The organism is Ruegeria sp. AM5 (assembly GCF_056540645.1).
Genome location: NZ_JBQFXC010000007.1, coordinates 66,390 through 83,062, shown reverse-complemented (window position 1 = coordinate 83,062; position 16,673 = coordinate 66,390). Strand labels below are relative to the sequence as shown.

Below are 16,673 nucleotides of genomic sequence, written 5' to 3'. Positions count from 1 at the left end.
AACTTGGTTACTTTTCCAAGTTTCTAAGCCGTGGCGACGACAAGTAAGTCGTCGCTTGCGGCGCATGAGCCAAGCATCCGGAGGCGACCCAGTCCGATCGTCGCCCGGAGTGTTGGGAAAGAAGTCGGCCTGAGCTAAATGGGGATCGGCCCATCTTTTAGTCAAGAAAAACCGCCAAACACTCCCCTTTTTACAACGTTGGTCAAGTTACCAAGGCGATTATTCTGTTGCGGATACAAACCAGGCAGCAAGAACTTTAACTTGCCCCCTGCCCCTCCACTTTACGTGTATAAATAATATGTCAATGACCTAGTATGGCATTCTTCCACATCAGCCATATTTCACTTAAATATCTGAATATTAAGTCACTATCGATTGGTTGAATTATCACATTCCCTTTCTCGGTCTAAATTGCCCCCCAGTTCTCCCTCAAGGAGAAAGATTCCAAGCGTCGCTTTTTTCGAGGACAGAAATACTAACCAGAGTGCATTTAGGTAAGCTATATTACGTTGATCGTTAGTTTCTGGCGCACTTACGCTAGGTGCCTGGGCAAAAAGTGGTGAGAATTTTTCTATACTTATTCCAGAATTATGAGCAGTACGCGGGTTATAGATAGAAAAACCTTCTACAGGCCACGCCGGTAAGATCGGGGCACCAGAGCGAAAACCAGACGTTCATGTCCGAGTTGCAATAGGCAGATGAGCGCAAAAGAAAAACTGTGAATCTATGGCAACCGACGGCAAATGTTCAGATCAAGCGTTTAGAACCAAGTAGCTAATGATGGATGAGTGGACTTACCAGAATCTTAATACTTGATCCTTGCTCCTGCAGCTTCCGCTCGCATATTCGGCACATTTGTTGTTGCTGGAACGGTGCAAATTTCCATTCGGATCGTTAGCGGGTGGAGCAAGCTTACAGAACTGCTTCATCTCCACCCATTAAGATCAAATCATCGCGTCTTCATTCACTACATCAGCGAAGGACTTGAAGAATTTTCCTGCGAGCTTCTTGGCTGTGCTCTGGATTAAACGACTGCCGAGCTGAGCCAGTTTTCCGCCAATCTCGGCCTTGGCTTCATAGCGCAGGATCGTTTTGTCGCCGTCTGCACTCAGCGTCACATCTGCGCCACCCTTTGCATGACCAGCGGTACCACCATTGCCCTGACCAGACAGTGAGAATGCATCAGGGGCGCCGGTCTGGTCCAGGGTGACATTGCCTCCGAACCGCGCCTTGACGGGCCCTACTTTGAGCAAGACCTTGGCCTCCAGTTCAGTATCAGAATGCTTGATTAGTTCTTCACAACCCGGGATGCATTGTTTCAACACCTCGGGATCATTCAGTGCCGCATAGACGCGATCTTTCGGGGCGTTGATGATGATTTCGTCCTTCAGTTCCATAGTCTAGTCCTTCTTAGCAACAGGGAAATCTTATGTTGTCTGCTTGTTCAGTGGTCATTTCGAGCGATTTAAGACGCCCGCGCATCCAGATCAGAAGTCGGCTCATGAGATCGGCTCGTTCGCGGTTTCCAAATGGGTCGCATAGTCATCCGGGGTATCGACATCGGTGTAGAACCCTGGCGATGGCAGCGTAGCGGCTTGTACATGTTCGGGATGATCGCGCGTAAAGCCCAAGCAGCCGGGGCGTACGGGGTTTTCCAGCAATCGCCGGCGCAATAGCTGCGGGATAGTAATTGGATTGCCTCGTGCGCCGTTATGGACAGGTATCGTCACTTTAGTCGCATCACCTGCAATGTGAGCGGCAATCAGATCTTGCAGATCCTGAGTGGTCAATAGCGGCTGATCACCCAAGCCGATCAGAAGCAGATGGGCGTCAGGTGCACAATGCAATCCCGTGGCAACCGAGCTCTGCTGGCCGCTGGTGAAGTTTGCATTGTGAACCAAAGAAACAGCTAGCCCTGATAATACCCGGCGCACGGCGCTCGCCTCATGTCCTGTTACCACCGTCAGGTCAGTATCAATGGCGCCTAAGTAAGCCATGGCTACACGGCGGATCATCGGTACGCCGTCTATTGGAAACAGCAGCTTGTTTTGCGCCCCCATGCGACGGGAAAGACCGGCGGCCAGAAGGATCGCGGCAACATCAGCCATCGGCAAGCCCCACAGTCTGCCGTCTGACACGGACTAACTGCGCAAGGATCGACAGCGCTATTTCCTCGGGCGTGACCGCCCCCAGGTCCAGACCCGCCGGGGCGTGGACGGTGTTGATGGCCTCGGGCGTTATGCCGGCGGTCTTTAGTTTTTCAGCCAGTGTCGCGAATTTCCGAGCGCTTCCGACGAAGGCAACATAGTCGGGCAAATCTGTCAGTACGGATTTGAGCGCGTCCAGATCTCCTTGGCCTTGCGTCGCAATGACAACGAAGCGTCGTCGATTGCACGTCGTATCAGCCGACGTGGTGCCAGAAACCGACCAGTGGAATTGCGGTGCCAGGGAACTAAGCGCTTGGGCCACAGGGGATGCGCCAAGCACGACAAGTTCGGGCATTGGCAAACAGGGCTCGATAAAAATGTCGACGGTGCCTTTTGACGGGCAACCATTGCGCGCAAAGCGCGTCCCGTCGATCTCATCCCCCGCTATCACGCCCATTTCTTCCAGGAGTTCCTCGGGCGCGACAGAAACCAGTTGCGGCTGACCGGCGCGCAAAGCCTCTACCGCAGCGCGTTTGACCGCGCCACGCGTGCATCCGCCACCAAGCCATCCATGCAGGATTGTCCCGTCCGCGCTGAGCAGCGCTTTAGCACCCGGCTTGGCCGCCGTCGCCCCCGCAGTGCGCACGATTGTCGCGAAGGCGAAAGGTTCTTGCCGGTCACGCAGGTCTTGTGCCGCATCGGCAAGGTCCGTGTCTAGGATCTCTGCCGGACTCATAGCGTCACCAATTTTGGTTCCAGGGCGGCAAGATCGGCAAGGGTGTTGGCCGGTTGAAAAAGGTCGAGATAAGGCAAGGCCGCAGCCATTCCGCCAGCTATGGGCGCGTATTCGCTCCAGCCCTTCAGTGGATTGAGCCAGATGATCTTACAGCCGCGTTTTCTCAGCTTCTCAAGCGCTGCTGCCAGGATTGCGGGTGGCTCGGTATCATAGCCGTCCGACAGGATCACTACGACAGACCGGCCATCTACAAAGCGCCGCGCATAGGTATCGGCAAAGCGTTGCAACGATGGCCCGATCTTTGATCCACCGCCGAAGCCATCTGCCATCAGCGACACCCGACCAATTGCACGTAGTGCGTCTTTGTCGCGCAATGCTTCAGTGATGCGAACCAACCGTGTGTGAAAAAGATAAGCGTCGGCATCTTTGTCAGCGCGCATCAGCCCAGCGAGAAAAGCAAGGAAAACTTGCGCATAGACGCTCATCGATCCCGATACATCGCAAAGCGCAACGATTTTTCGGCTGCGATCAGGGCGAGACTTGCGCAAGAGCTGCAGAGGTTCCCCTCCTGTCGCAAGGCTCAGGCGAATGGTCTTGCGAAAATGCAGGCGATCGCCTTTGCGGGCGGCGATCCGACGGCGCGAACGTCGATCGCGCAAAGCGGCACCGATGCGACGCGCAATTGCTTCGGCCTCTGCGATATCATCCGCGCGGACCAGATCACGCAGATCGCGGCGGCTGAGATTGCGTTGCTGAGTTGCGATAAGTTTACCGGTGCCATCGCTGTCGGCTTCGCCGTCACCGGAATCAGGAGCGATGGCGCTTCCCGATGCGCCCATTTCCTGACCCTTGGCTTGACGAGAGGAATGCACGTCATCGCTGAGCGCAGACTGCGCTTTGGGCACGGCCCTTTGCTTCACCCGACCGGAATCCATCCAAAAACTATCGAAGAGGCTGTCGAACCGTTCGGCCTCATCCTTGCATCCTGTGCAGATGGCCCGTAACGCGCGACGGCTTTCATTCGGGACAGCGGCATTGACCTCGCCGAGGGCAAGCAAGGCAAGCTCTGCCTCTGCCACACCTAGGCGCAGGCCGTTCTGGCGCAAATGCGCAATGAACCCGGCGACACGGGCCGCTGGCCCCGGATCACGCGCCGCAAATTTGGAAACCCGGCTCATGCGGCCTTCCCCGCGATACGGGCCGCGACTTCGGCGGTGATCTGTGCCTGATCGCTTTGAGTTTTCAGCAGCGTGGTTAAGGTGGAGTGCAACACGGTTGGATCGTTGGTCAGATCCGCAATCCCAAGTCCCATCAAGGCGGCAGCAAAATCGAGCATCTCAGCGATGCCGGGTGTCTTTTCCAGTTCCTCCTCGCGAAGCTTTTGTACAAAGCCTACGACTTGCGCGCCAAGACGCGCCTCAATCGCAGGGCAGCGGGCTTTGAGGATTGCAAGTTCTGTCTGTTGGTCCGGATAATCGACATAGGTGTAAAGGCAGCGACGACGCAGTGCATCGGATAGATCGCGTGTGCCGTTTGATGTCAGGATCACGATCGGCTTACTAGAGGCCGTGATGGTGCCGAGTTCTGGCACAGTCACTTGATAGTCGGCCAGAACTTCCAGCAAGTAGGCTTCGAATTCCACATCAGCGCGGTCAATTTCGTCAATCAACAAAACAGGCGGCGTGTCCTGGGTAATGGCGGCCAATAGAGGGCGTTCCAACAGGAAATCACGGGAAAAAATACGCTCTTCAACGCTTTTGCCCGTCTCACCATCTTCGGCGGCGGCGCGGATCGTCAGCAATTGCCGCTGGTAGTTCCATTCGTAGATGGCCTGAGCGGCGTCAAGCCCCTCATAGCATTGCAGTCGGAGCAACTTGGTGTCGCGCGCATCGCTCAGGGTGCGCGCAACCTCTGTCTTACCTACGCCTGCGGCGCCCTCCAGAAGAAGGGGCCGCTCCAACGTCAGCGCCAAATGGAGAGCAACTGCTAGGTCGTCGGATGCGACATAGCCCTGCCCTTCAAGAGCGGATTGTAAATCGGTCCAGGTCATGTGTGTCTCCGGGCAGAGCGGAACGTCTCCGCCCTGCCTTTCGCCTTTAGCCGTGCAGGCCAAGCTCATTGGCGGTCTTCCAGATCCGCCAGTGATCATGTGGCATGTTGGTATGCCGCAGACCAAAGGCCCGGAACGCATCCTGCACCGCGTTGGAGAAGCATGGCACCCCGCCCACATGCGGACTTTCGCCCACGCCCTTCGCACCGATGGGATGATGTGGCGACGGCGTGACGGTGTAGTCGGTCTCGTAGTTCGGAACCTCCCATGCGGTCGGCAGGAAGAAATCCATCAGCGTGCCCGTCTTCACGTTGCCCTGATCGTCATAGGCGATTTCCTGGCCCAAAGCGACGGCGAGTGCTTCGGTCAGGCCGCCATGCACCTGTCCTTCGATGATCATCGGGTTGATCCGGGTACCGCAATCGTCCAGAGCGTAGAAGCGGCGGATGTCTGGCACGCCTGTATCCACATCAATATCCATCACGCAAACATAGGCACCGAACGGATAAGTCATGTTTGGCGGGTCATAGTAGCTGACCGCTTCAAGCCCTGGCTCAATCCCTGGAATGGCCTGATTGTAGGCGGCGAACGCGATTTCTTTCATGGTCTTGAACCGCTCGGGCGCTCCTTTGACCACGAAACGGTCGACGTCGAACTCGACGTCATCGTCATGCACTTCCAACAGATAGGCCGCGATCATTTGCGCCTTGGCGCGGATCTTGCGGCCAGCCATGGCCGTAGCCGCCCCGGCAACCGGGGTCGAGCGCGAGCCGTAGGTGCCCAGACCATAGGGCGCGGTATCGGTGTCGCCCTCTTCGATGGTGATGCTATCGGCAGGTAATCCGATCTCGGAGGCCAGTATCTGTGCGAATGTCGTCGCGTGGCCTTGCCCCTGCGAAATCGTTCCAAGCCGCGCAATTGCAGAGCCCGTGGGATGGATGCGAATTTCGCAGCTATCGAACATGCCGAGACCCAGAATATCGCAATTCTTCACTGGGCCAGCACCCACGATCTCAGTGAAGAAACTTAGACCGATTCCCATGAGCTTGCGCGTTTCGCCCCGTTTGAACGCCACTACACGCTCGGCCTGTTCCTTGCGCAATCCCTCGTAGTCGACGGTGCTGAGCGCTTTGTCCCAGGCAGTGTGATAATCGCCAGAGTCATATTCCCAGCCAAGCGCAGCCTGATAGGGGAATTGCTCTTTCTTGATGAAGTTGATCCGGCGCAAATCTGCCGCGTCCATGTTCAACTCGATCGCCAGCACCTCGATCATCCGTTCGATGAAATAAACCGCCTCTGTCACGCGGAAGGAACAACGGTAGCTGACCCCGCCCGGCGCTTTGTTGGTGTAGACGCCATCAACCTCAAGGAATGCAGTCGGGATGTCGTAAGATCCGGTGCAGATATTCATGAAACCCGCCGGGAATTTGGTTGGGTCGGCGCAGGCGTCAAATCCACCATGGTCCGCTGTCACATGGCAATGCAACCCGGTGATCTTGCCGTCCCTGGTGGCAGAAATGCGGCCCTTCATCCAATAGTCGCGGGCAAAGGCGGTGGTCATCAGATTGTCCATCCGGTCTTCGATCCACTTTACCGGTTTGCCGGTGACGATGGAGGCGACGACCGAACACACATAGCCCGGATAGGCCCCAACTTTATTTCCAAACCCGCCGCCAATATCGGGAGAGATCACACGGATATTGTGTTCCTCGATCCCGGAAATCAGGCTGACCACAGTGCGGATAGCATGAGGCGCCTGGAACGTGCCCCAAAGAGTCAGCTTGCCATTGACCTTGTCCATTGAGGCGACACAGCCGCAGGTTTCCAGTGGGCATGGGTGCGTACGGTGGTAATACATGGTCTCTTCGGCAACGACCTCGGCATTGTCGATTGTCTCGAATGTTGGATCCTTGTCGCCCGCTTCCCACGTGAAGATGTGGTTGTGATGCTTTCGAGGACCATGTGCTCCATCGATTGGTTTGCCATCCTCGCCCACGGTGTCTTCACGCAGAACTATCTCTGATTCCATCGCCTTGAACGGATCGACCAGAACCTCAAGCTCTTCGTATTCGACCTCGACGGCCTCGATTCCATCTGCCGCCGCATAGCGGTCTTCGGCCACCACAAACGCCACTTCCTGGCCTTGAAACAGAACCTTGCCATCGGCCAGAACCATCTGCTTGTCGCCGGCCAGCGTCGGCATCCAATGGAGGCCGAGCGGTTCAAGGTCCTTGGCGGTCAGCACAGCGAGAACGCCGGGCACTTCAAGCGCTGCCGCCGTATCGATGTTGGTGATCCGTGCGTGAGCGTAGGGAGAGCGGACGAAATCTCCAAAGAGCATCCCGTCAAGCTTCACGTCATCGACGTAGTTGCCCTTGCCTTGAGTAAAGCGGGCATCTTCGACCCTTTTGCGCGAACAGCCCATGCCCTTGAGGTTCGCGGTGCGTTCCTCACGATCTGGTGTCATGTCATTCATTGGGCCGCCTCCTTGGCTGCATTCATCTCGGCCGCTGCGGCTTTGATGGACTTCACGATGTTCTGATACCCGGTACAGCGGCAGATATTACCTGCCATGCCAAAACGGATCTCTTCCTCGGACGGGTTCGGGTTCTCTTCGAGCAACTTTGCCGCGCGTGTGATCATGCCCGGTGTGCAGTAGCCGCATTGCAGCCCATGATGTTCCTTAAACGCCTCTTGCAGCGGGTGCAGCGCGTCAGGCCCGCCGATGCCTTCGATGGTTGTGATATCCTTGCCATCGGCCTGCGCCACGAACATGGTGCAGGACTTGACTGATTTACCATCAATGGTGACGGTGCAAGCGCCACAATGGGAAGTCTCGCAACCAATATGCGGGCCGGTGATGTTGAGCCGCTCGCGCAGCGTGTAGATGAGAAGTTCGCGTGGCTCGGCAAGGAATTCCTCTTCCTTGCCGTTCACCGTGATCTTGTAGTGTTGTTTCTTTGACATCGGACGATCTCCTCACGCACGCGACCAGGCGCGCTCAATGGCGCGGGTCAGAATGATACCTGCCACGTGTTTTTTGAAAGCGACGGGGCCGCGGTTGTCCTCGGTGGGGTCAATATCACCGCGCATGGCGGCCACAGCGGTCTTAACGGCATTTGCATCGACGCCGGTGCCAACCAGAGCGGCCCCAGCCGCCTCGGAAAAGACCGGTGTGTCGCTCAGATTGGTCATTGCAATCGAGGCGGAGGCACAGGTGCCACCTTCTTTCACGATCTGGACTGCAGCAGCAGCGGTAGCATAATCACCAATCTTGCGCTTTTGTTTTTCATAGGCGTAACCGCCATGCGGCGTTGGGATGGTGACTGCCGTCAACACTTCTTCGTCTTCCCGAGCGGTCATGTAGGCGGCTTCGTAAAACTCGCGGGCAGCGATGTCGCGTTCCCCGTCAGGACCCTCGACAGTGAAACGCGCATTCAGGCACTGCATCAGGCCGGGCATGTCATTGCCAGGGTCGCCATTGGCCACGTTGCCACCAACTGTACCCATGTATCGGACTTGCGGGTCTGCGATCTGAAGGGCAGCTTCGCGCAGAATCGGAGCGGCCTCAGCCAGTGCGTCGTGATCAATAATCGCGTGCTGGGTGACCATCGCACCGATGCGGATACTGTCACCTCCGATCTCGATATCAGACATGCCGCCAACATCCTGAAGATCGATCAGATGCGGCACATCCGCCATCCGCAGCTTCATCATCGGAATCAGGCTGTGCCCACCGGCCATGACGCGGGCATCATCGCCATGCTCTTCCAGGATCGACAGCACACCGGCCATGTCCTTGGGTCTGTAGTATTCGAATGCCGCTGGAATCATCGGCTCTCCTCCCTTCAAGCAAATGTTCTGGCTGAAAGGATCACTGCATGCGCTTGGATGGCGACGCTTCAGTAAATCAACAAAAAACAGGTATTTTGCACGAAATGCGCCCTAGGTCGCACGAATTGCGCCTACCTGCGATGCAAGCGCATCCTGAACCGTCTTGAGTTTGGATCGACTGACCGGCGCGGGTGGCAAACCATCCCCGTCGAACAGGCATCGGCCCTTATCCTTGGTACGCTCAAACCGCGCCACGCGCTGAGGATTGACAAGGTAGCTGCGGTGGGTCTGGAGAAATCCGGTGGGCACCAATCGCTTGGCGGCCTCGGTCACTGGCCAGACACAAAACAACCGATCCGTTTCGGTGTAAACTTGGGTGTAGTGCCCATCCGCGCGCAAAAACAGAACATCTTCGGCAGAGATGAAGACCTTTCCTCCATCCCGTTCGCAAGGAATTTGCAGCAATGGTTTTACATCCGCGGTCGCTTCTGTTGGCTCCGGGTCTTTCCTCGAAGGTCCTGGCAGGTAGGTCACGCTGACCCACAAGCAAGCACCAAATATGATGAAACTGAACAGGATTACGCCAATGGCCAGCGTCTCATTGCTCATCAACGGGCCAAACTCAACCCCACTTGGCACGGCGACGAAACGGGTGCTCGCCAGAGCAAGAAAATGAACGGTGCAAACCGCCGCTGCAAAACACAAAGTGCCGAGCAAAATGTTTCTGTTTGTTCGCTGCCCGTAGGCAATCGCGAAAGCCAGCATACAAAGCGCTATTGCAGCAATCGAGGACAAGATGACGCCACTGGGCGTATACACTGCCCGGCAAAGCTCCAAGCCAGCCATGCCAATATAGTGCATCGCCAAGATGCCCAACCCAACAACGCCTCCTGCCATCGCAATCGTGGCGCGGTTGCGTTCGGTGAAATGCAACAGAATAAGCGCAGCTCCGACGAGCAGGATCGCGACAAGGGCAGACACAAGTGTGATTGCAGCGTCGTAATAGAACAGGATCGGCATCTGAAGCCCGAGCATGGCCACGAAGTGCATGGCCCAAATTCCACCGCCAAGCGAAACAGCCGCAAGAGCCACCGAGGCCTTCTTTTCAAAGACCGGCTTCGTCGAAAGATCTCGCGTCATCGACAATCCTGTAAACCCTGCCACGAAGGCAACAATGCAGGACATGGCGACGAGGAAACTGTTGTGGCTGACGTCGAGAAACTCCATTGTCGCAAATTGGCTAAAAAGTATGCGTTTGGCAAATGGATCAACGATGTCGGACGTTCAAAGAGCGGTTACACATTAGGCGATGCCCAGCTCCGAAGCATTCGTGCCGAGGTGGCTAGCACGCTGCTATTCGGCGGCTTTGAGGCCAAATCCGCCGTTCATATTGATTGGGTGAAAACCACAATTTAAGGCTAATGAAGATCTGCTCGACCCCTCCCGCCGTCATCATTTGATGTTTAATTTGTGACTTCCGAAAGCTGCTGGGTGGAATGGCTAGAGATGCCTTTAGACCGCTTTATAAACTTGCCAGTCTTCGGATAAGCCCTTCAGTTCTTTTGTTACAAGACTTTCGAAGTCCAGACCGGACCCAGCCACCAGATCTTTTACTGTTCTGGAAACGACGATGTCGCCGCCTCCGCCCAATTCTGAGATACGCGCTGCAGTGTTAACGGAAATTCCGCGCACATAATGCAAAGAAACTTCGACCTCGCCTGTGTGAAACCCTATGCGAACTTCCAGATTCAGCTTGGAAATGGCATCGCCAATCGCCTTGCCACGATGGATCGCCTGGCCGGGTCCGTCAAACGTAGCGAGAAAGCCATCGCCATATACTTGGTAGGCAATGTGCACCTCATCGCTGTGCCTCCTTCGGACAACCCTATTGGCAAAGAAAGGCTATGAGGCACGCTTGGTTCAATCAATATCTTTTCAATCAGCAGTGAAGGCCAGAAGGCCAGCCCGTTAACCGATGGTTCGATCCTTATAGCAATCGATTATCCACAATAGTGCTTATGGTTTCGCTTTTTGTGCTAGCGTTGGGCAGTCGCGAGCACGCACGTTTGAGTATGCTGACGAAAGTGGGAGTATGGAGATGCTGGTTGACCGGTATGGACTGACGCTGACGACCGGCCTGCCAGAGGCGCGGGACGCCTATGTCGCGGGGCTTGATCACATCCTTGCAGCAACGTTTGGTGCAAGCGAAGCTTTTTTCGCCGCCATCACGGCCGATCCCGGCTTCGCCCTCGGTCACGTTGGGCTTGCTCGAGCTCGAATGTATGAAAACGATATGTCTGGCGCTCAAGAGGCAATGGCGTCGGCCCGCGCCTGCGCATCTGGGTTGACTGAGCGCGAGGAGGGTCATCTTGCGGTATTCGATCTCTTGCTTCAGGGACGTGTCTTACAGGCACGAAGCGCAGTTCTGAAGCACGCTGCTCATCACCCCCGCGATGTCCTTGTCGCGCAGATCTGTACCAACATTTTTGGTTTGATTGGGACATCGGGTGAGCCTGGTCGGGAAAGCACGCAACTTGCCTACACGACCAAATTATTTGATGCCTTGGGCGAAGACTGGTGGGTTATGAGCGTACACGGTCAGGCGCTATGCGAAGTTGGGCGGCTTGATGAGGCCATGTCCATGATGGACGGCTCGCTCGCTTTGAACAACGCCAATGCAAACGCGTCACACTTCAAAGCGCACACGCTCTACGAGCAAGGTTATGGAGAGGCCGGTCGCGCATACCTTGCCGACTGGATCGCGGATTATGATGTGCGCTCGGTATTGCACGGCCACTTAAGTTGGCATCGCGCTCTGTGGGCCTTGGAGCAAGGGAATGAGGCTGAGCTATGGACGATTTACGAGGGAGCTATCGCACCCGCAGCGTCCTATTCGTTGCCGATAAATGTTCTAACCGATGCTGCTGCACTTTTGCACCGCACTGAAATTGCAGGTCTAACAGTTGCGCCCAAACTTTGGCGCGACCTGAGCGAATACGCATCACGGTTTTTTCCAAACCCAGGCATGAGTTTTGCGGACATACATGGCGCGCTGGCTCATGCTATGGCAGGGGAAGGTGAACGCCTTGCGGTTCTGACCGAAACAAGCTTGGGTTTTGCGGCAGATCTTGTTCGCCCGGTGGCACGTGCTTGGGGTGCGATTGCGCGACAAGATTGGACGGATGCGTTGCAACAGCTGACTCCGGTCATGGCAGATCACGCTCGTCTGGGTGGCAGCCGCGCACAGCGTGACCTTTTGGAGCTGACTTACCTGAATCTGCTATTGAAATCCGGCCATATTCAAGAAGCTCATCGAACGATTACAGCGCGACGCCCGATCTTCAGTCATACTGCGCCCGTTGCAGGCTTTGTCTGAATTCACAAAGCTCTAGTTTATCAGCTCTTCTTACCCCTCCTTTAGCTAGGCTGCGCACGACCGGAATGGACTGATTACTTCCTGATTACAAATCCCGTATCACGCCATTTATGGTATGCAAGCCTGATCAATCGCTCTGCAACCTGGTCGTAATTTCTGACAGGCGAGACCAGGATTGTAAGGTGACGGGCAAAGCAAGTGCGGCTTCCGCAAACTCCCACGAATAGCTGATAATCGAAAATATCATGCCCGGTGTCGCATCCAGGTTTTGGGTCGCGAACCACAGGTTGAATAGGAGCAGACCTATTAACAGAATGAAGATTGCGCCATACAGAACGGCTTCGGTATCCGAGAGCTTTACTTCGAGCCGGCGCAGTTTACTCAGGTGGACGAATACCGGACGGTCACGTCGTTGTTCCAGAACACTGACCTGATGCTCCATTTGCTCATTCAGCGCACGGTTCCATTGCCAAAACGTCGAATGAAACAGAGCGTATACAGATATCATTCCGACAAGAACCCCACAGGCAGACAGGGCCAGAACTGGCGAGAAGTAAAACAGCAAAATTGCTGATACGACGAACTGCACCACCCCTGCGATTGCCGAGGGCAGGATCTCTTCAAGAAAGTCGGCCAGTTCGCGCCCCATCCCGATCCGGGCGTTCAGCGACGAAATTGGAAGATTTGAAAACCGCGCGGCAAGCGCCTTGCCCAATTCGACACGGATCATACCGTAGACACGTGTATCGTAAATCCGCCGGATCACGCTGATCATAGTGAGGGCAACCATGAGCGCACCTAACTGCACAAAGGGCTCAAAATCTTCGCTCAGCAATCCATCTATGGCGAAGCCGACGAACAGCGGAATCAGAACCGTCAGGGCAGTTTCAGCCAGGATCAGGAACCACGTAAGCCCTACGCGCCAGCGGAACACACTCAGAAGCGTGCCGATTGTCAGTTTTCGATCTGTCAGCATGGCGAATTACTGATCATAGTGAATGCGAACACGCACATCGCCCGGCCAGACCGAGGCAGCCTTGAAATCCGGCTCGTCCTGAGGGTCTGAGGCACCTGTTGAACCCAGCCCCTCCAACAGTTTCGTCTCAGTCATGTTCAGGTCATCGTCCTTGTTTTCGTCATGAAACAGCAGCACAGCGTATGGGCCCGCGTTCAGGTCAGAAAACTCATGGCTGACGCTGCCTTTACGTGACGGAATCTGGGCGTAGTCAATGGCGCTCCAGACATCCAAACTGTCAAAGGCGCGCGCGTTATCGAATACAAGGATCACGATGTTGCCTTTGGCGTTGCGGATGCCGTCCACAGTCACATTCAGACCCTCGGCGGAGGCCGGAGTCGCAAGCGTTACCACGGCGAATGCAGGGGCTAGAAGGTTCCGTATCATGGCTTTGTCCTTTCTTCAGAAGGCTGCGGAAGGGGTGACTTGAAAATGGCAATGACATCCTCGGTGATGGCGATCAGTACCGGCACCAGCAGCAGCATGAGGGCTGTGCCAAAGAGTTCTCCAAAAACTAAAGAGATTGCCGCAGGGATCAGATACTGCGCTTGCTCAGAGGTTTCGGTCAGCAAAGGCAGCAGACCAATCACTGTAGTTGCGGTGGTCAGAAAGATCGCCTTGAAACGTCCAATGCCTGTGCTTCTCAGCGCCAGATTCACGGGCTGACCTTCCTCTCGCGCCTGATTGTAGCGGGTGATCATGACCAGACTGTCGTTCACAATCACACCGGTCAGAGCAAGCATGCCGAAGAACGAAAACAGCGACAGCGAGACACCCATGATCAGGTGCCCGACGGCGGCTGCGATAAAGCCGAATGGCACGATGGCCAGAATGACGAAAGGCTGCCAATAGCTTTTCAACGGCACGGCCATCAGCACATAGATCAGAACGGCTGCCAGCAACAGCGCGCGCTTCAGGCCATCGCTTATATCGGCCATTTCTTCCAGTTCACCGGCCGGCAGGACGGTTACGCTGGGATATTTGGCACGGAGTTTCGGGACCAGCTGCTCGAACACCGCCTGCCCCACCTCTTCGGGAGCAACAAGGTCGCGGTCGATGGACGCTGCTACGATGTTCATGCGCTTGCCGTCACGGCGATCGATAGTGCCAGAGGCATAGGTGCCCTCGATTTCGGCGACGGTCTCAAGCGGCACCCAAGCGCCGGATACGCTGCGCAACCGGGTCTGCACCAGATCCGCCAACGTATCGCGGTTTTCACGCGCGTTCTGTACGACTACACGGACTTCGGACCCATCGCGTCTGACCTTGGTCACCTCGGCCCCGCCGAACCCATAGCCAATCTGTCTGGCCAGAGCCTCGGCGTTAAAACCAAGGTGCCGCGCGTCCGGGCGCAGGCGGAGTTTCAGTTCAGGTTGGCCGCCCACCAACCCATCCCTTACATTTGCCACGCCCTCGATGTTCGACAGGAAACCTTTCATTTCGGCGCTGGCTTGCTGCAGAAGATCTTCGTCTTTTGACGCCAACCGGATTCGGAACCCTCCGGCAAGCGTTTCCGATCCGGTGAACTCCAACTCGGTGGCGCCCTCGACCGCACCGACCCGATCGCGCCATTCGCGGACCACAGAAAGGATCGGGACATTCGGACGCTCAGCTACCGGGATCATTTCAGCGAAAATTTGCGCATTTCCAGCGCTGTTGATGATGGTGAATACTGTCTGAACGGGTGGAGCAGACATGCTCGCCTCTTCTGCAAGCTCGACGTTCAGCTCGTTCAACACGGCTTCGATCCGATTCACGTTCGTGCGGGTCAGTGCAAAGGGGGAGCGGGCATCCATTTCCAGGTTCATCGTGATGACCTGACCGGGCACCTCGGGAAAGAACACCGTCCTGACCTTGCCCTTGTACATCAGGCCAAGCCCCAGCGTTGCGGCGGCAATGAACAAGATTAGCACGGCGTAGCGCTGACGCACCGCCGCGACGAGCAAAGGCTGGTAGATGCAATCCCGCACCCAGTACAACCCGCCCTGCGCAGAATCCTGTACCCGCCCCCACAAGCGGATCAGCAGGTATCGACGCTCTTGCCGCATCGAAACCTGCGCCAGATGGGCGGGCAGGATGAATTTGCTTTCGATAAGCGAAAAGATCAGCGTCAGGATCACGATGCCCGCGAACCCGGCAAGTACCTTGCCCAGCGGATTGTCGATCAACAGCATCGGGAAAAAGGCTGCGATTGTGGTCAGCACGCCAAAGACGGTCGCAACAGCCACGCGATGCACGCCGCGTTCCGTGCCCCTAATCGGGTCCTTCCCCTTGCGGCGTTCTTCAAAAACGCTTTCGCCGACTACAACGGCATCATCGACCAGAATTCCCAAGGCAATGATCAGACCAAAAGTCGTGACATCGTTCAGCGAATAGTCCACCCATTTCGAGCCCGAGACAGCAAGCGCCCCCATGACCGAAACGGGAATGCCCATGGCAACCCAGAAGGCCAAACGCACGTTCAGGAAAATCGACAGCATCAGGGTCACAAGGATCAAACCCTGCACCCCGTTTGAGCGCAACAGCGCCAGACGGTCCGAGATGTAGCCAGCGCTATCACCCCAAACCTCGACCTGTACCTGCGACGGCAGCTGTCGGCTGAACTCGTCAACCGTGCTGCGCACGACATCACTGATCTCCAGCAGGTTCTCCTTCTGCCCGACCAGAACCTCCATCCCTACGGTTGGTTTGCCGTTCAGGCGAAACAGGTACTCGCCGTCCTGAAACCCGTCTTCGATTTTGGCAATATCGCCCAAAGGCACATAGGACCCGTCGTCACGTTCGATGATCGGCAGAGCTGCGTATTCCGGCACGTATTTCGCCCTGTCATCGGCCCGCAGATAGATCGTACCGCCATCGGTCCTCAGACGACCTGCCTGAAAGGCCAGCGAATTCCCTTCGATGGCACGGGTCACATCCGAAACCGTCAACCCATAGTGGCGCAGCAACGCCGGGTCGATTTCAATGCGCAATTCCCGCGGTATCAGGCCCCAGATTTGCAACCGCGACAATTCCGGTTGCGCCAGCAACTCTTCTTTCAGGCGTTGCGCCAAGCTCTGCAATGTGGCGGGGTCTGTTTCTCCGAACAAGTTCAGATACAGCGCCGGGAAATCGAAACCCGAGGCTTCGATCACGGGTCGGCGCGCAGTATCAGGCAGATCAGTCAAGCCGTCGATCCGAATACGGACATGATCCAGGACGGCTTGTAGTTTCTGGCCACCTGCGCGACGGACAGTCACGACACTTAGGTCATTTTGGGATTGTGAGGTCACACTACGCACGCCCTCCAAACCTTCGAGGGCCTGCTCAACTTTCTGGGTCACCAATTCATCAACCTGTTCGGCTGTGGCGTCCGGAAACTCGATCGCGATTGTAACACTTTCCGGCGGAATGCGGGGGAAGCCTTCGATCCGAATGTTCAGCAGCGTTTGCACCCCAAGAAATAGGATCAGTGCCATCATCAAATTGGCAGCGACCGGATTTCGGATAAACCAGGATGTCAGAGCATGCATGGC

Annotated in this window: 15 protein-coding genes; 2 read left to right on the top strand and 13 right to left on the bottom strand. The window is 56.0% G+C overall.

Annotation, left to right across the window (positions count from 1 at the left end; translation table 11 throughout):
- Positions 1-944: 944 nt before the first annotated feature.
- The 9 genes from ACR0AH_RS16145 to ACR0AH_RS16105 form a co-directional block, all read right to left on the bottom strand.
- On the bottom strand, positions 945-1,397 hold the full coding sequence (locus ACR0AH_RS16145) for an SRPBCC family protein (protein WP_170513592.1): 453 nt from the start codon (positions 1,395-1,397) through the stop codon (positions 945-947).
- Positions 1,398-1,499: 102 nt separating this feature from the next.
- Entirely contained in the window at positions 1,500-2,108 is a 609-nt protein-coding gene (locus tag ACR0AH_RS16140) for a nucleotidyltransferase family protein (RefSeq protein WP_480592774.1), read from the bottom strand.
- Positions 2,101-2,883 (bottom strand): XdhC family protein, encoded by a 783-nt coding sequence (locus ACR0AH_RS16135; RefSeq protein WP_170564287.1) that lies wholly within the window; start codon positions 2,881-2,883, stop codon positions 2,101-2,103. Before ACR0AH_RS16135 ends, ACR0AH_RS16140 begins: the two co-directional genes overlap by 8 nt.
- Positions 2,880-4,061, bottom strand: coding sequence for a vWA domain-containing protein (locus ACR0AH_RS16130; protein WP_480592772.1), 1,182 nt, complete (start codon positions 4,059-4,061; stop codon positions 2,880-2,882). The genes ACR0AH_RS16135 and ACR0AH_RS16130 overlap by 4 nt, the downstream gene beginning before the upstream one ends.
- Positions 4,058-4,933 carry an AAA family ATPase gene (locus ACR0AH_RS16125; RefSeq protein WP_480592770.1) on the bottom strand — a complete coding sequence of 292 codons (876 nt, stop codon included), beginning with the start codon at positions 4,931-4,933 and terminating at the stop codon, positions 4,058-4,060. The genes ACR0AH_RS16130 and ACR0AH_RS16125 overlap by 4 nt, the downstream gene beginning before the upstream one ends.
- 46 nt (positions 4,934-4,979) lie before the next feature.
- The gene (locus ACR0AH_RS16120; protein WP_480592768.1) at positions 4,980-7,409 is read right to left on the bottom strand and encodes an aerobic carbon-monoxide dehydrogenase large subunit; all 2,430 of its coding nucleotides are present in this window, start codon (positions 7,407-7,409) and stop codon (positions 4,980-4,982) included.
- Positions 7,406-7,900 carry a (2Fe-2S)-binding protein gene (locus ACR0AH_RS16115; RefSeq protein WP_170392521.1) on the bottom strand — a complete coding sequence of 165 codons (495 nt, stop codon included), beginning with the start codon at positions 7,898-7,900 and terminating at the stop codon, positions 7,406-7,408. Before ACR0AH_RS16115 ends, ACR0AH_RS16120 begins: the two co-directional genes overlap by 4 nt.
- 12 nt (positions 7,901-7,912) lie before the next feature.
- Complete coding sequence (locus ACR0AH_RS16110) at positions 7,913-8,767, bottom strand: FAD binding domain-containing protein (protein ID WP_480592766.1); 855 nt, start codon at positions 8,765-8,767, stop codon at positions 7,913-7,915.
- Positions 8,768-8,878: 111 nt separating this feature from the next.
- Positions 8,879-9,994 (bottom strand): MHYT domain-containing protein, encoded by a 1,116-nt coding sequence (locus ACR0AH_RS16105; RefSeq protein WP_480567406.1) that lies wholly within the window; start codon positions 9,992-9,994, stop codon positions 8,879-8,881.
- A gap of 9 nt (positions 9,995-10,003) precedes the next feature.
- Between ACR0AH_RS16105 and ACR0AH_RS16100 the strand changes: the two genes are divergently transcribed.
- Positions 10,004-10,183: a hypothetical protein gene (locus ACR0AH_RS16100; RefSeq protein ID WP_480592764.1), complete on the top strand. Its 180-nt coding sequence runs from the start codon at positions 10,004-10,006 to the stop codon at positions 10,181-10,183.
- 96 nt (positions 10,184-10,279) lie between these two features.
- Here ACR0AH_RS16100 and ACR0AH_RS16095 read toward each other — a convergent pair whose 3' ends face one another.
- On the bottom strand, positions 10,280-10,624 hold the full coding sequence (locus tag ACR0AH_RS16095; RefSeq protein WP_170733066.1) for an adenylate/guanylate cyclase domain-containing protein: 345 nt from the start codon (positions 10,622-10,624) through the stop codon (positions 10,280-10,282).
- 235 nt (positions 10,625-10,859) lie between these two features.
- Here ACR0AH_RS16095 and ACR0AH_RS16090 point away from each other — a divergent pair, with 235 nt between their 5' ends.
- On the top strand, positions 10,860-12,143 hold the full coding sequence (locus ACR0AH_RS16090) for a tetratricopeptide repeat protein (protein WP_480592761.1): 1,284 nt from the start codon (positions 10,860-10,862) through the stop codon (positions 12,141-12,143).
- Between the two features lie 127 nt (positions 12,144-12,270).
- On the opposite strand, the gene ACR0AH_RS16085 is transcribed toward ACR0AH_RS16090, so the two are convergent.
- The 3 genes from ACR0AH_RS16085 to ACR0AH_RS16075 are packed head-to-tail and all read right to left on the bottom strand — an operon-like array spanning position 12,271 to position 16,670.
- Positions 12,271-13,119 (bottom strand): ABC transporter six-transmembrane domain-containing protein, encoded by an 849-nt coding sequence (locus tag ACR0AH_RS16085; protein WP_480592759.1) that lies wholly within the window; start codon positions 13,117-13,119, stop codon positions 12,271-12,273.
- 6 nt (positions 13,120-13,125) lie between these two features.
- The gene (locus tag ACR0AH_RS16080; protein WP_170512800.1) at positions 13,126-13,545 is read right to left on the bottom strand and encodes a DUF2141 domain-containing protein; all 420 of its coding nucleotides are present in this window, start codon (positions 13,543-13,545) and stop codon (positions 13,126-13,128) included.
- Positions 13,542-16,670 carry an efflux RND transporter permease subunit gene (locus tag ACR0AH_RS16075; protein ID WP_480592756.1) on the bottom strand — a complete coding sequence of 1,043 codons (3,129 nt, stop codon included), beginning with the start codon at positions 16,668-16,670 and terminating at the stop codon, positions 13,542-13,544. The genes ACR0AH_RS16080 and ACR0AH_RS16075 overlap by 4 nt, the downstream gene beginning before the upstream one ends.
- Positions 16,671-16,673 lie beyond the last annotated feature (3 nt).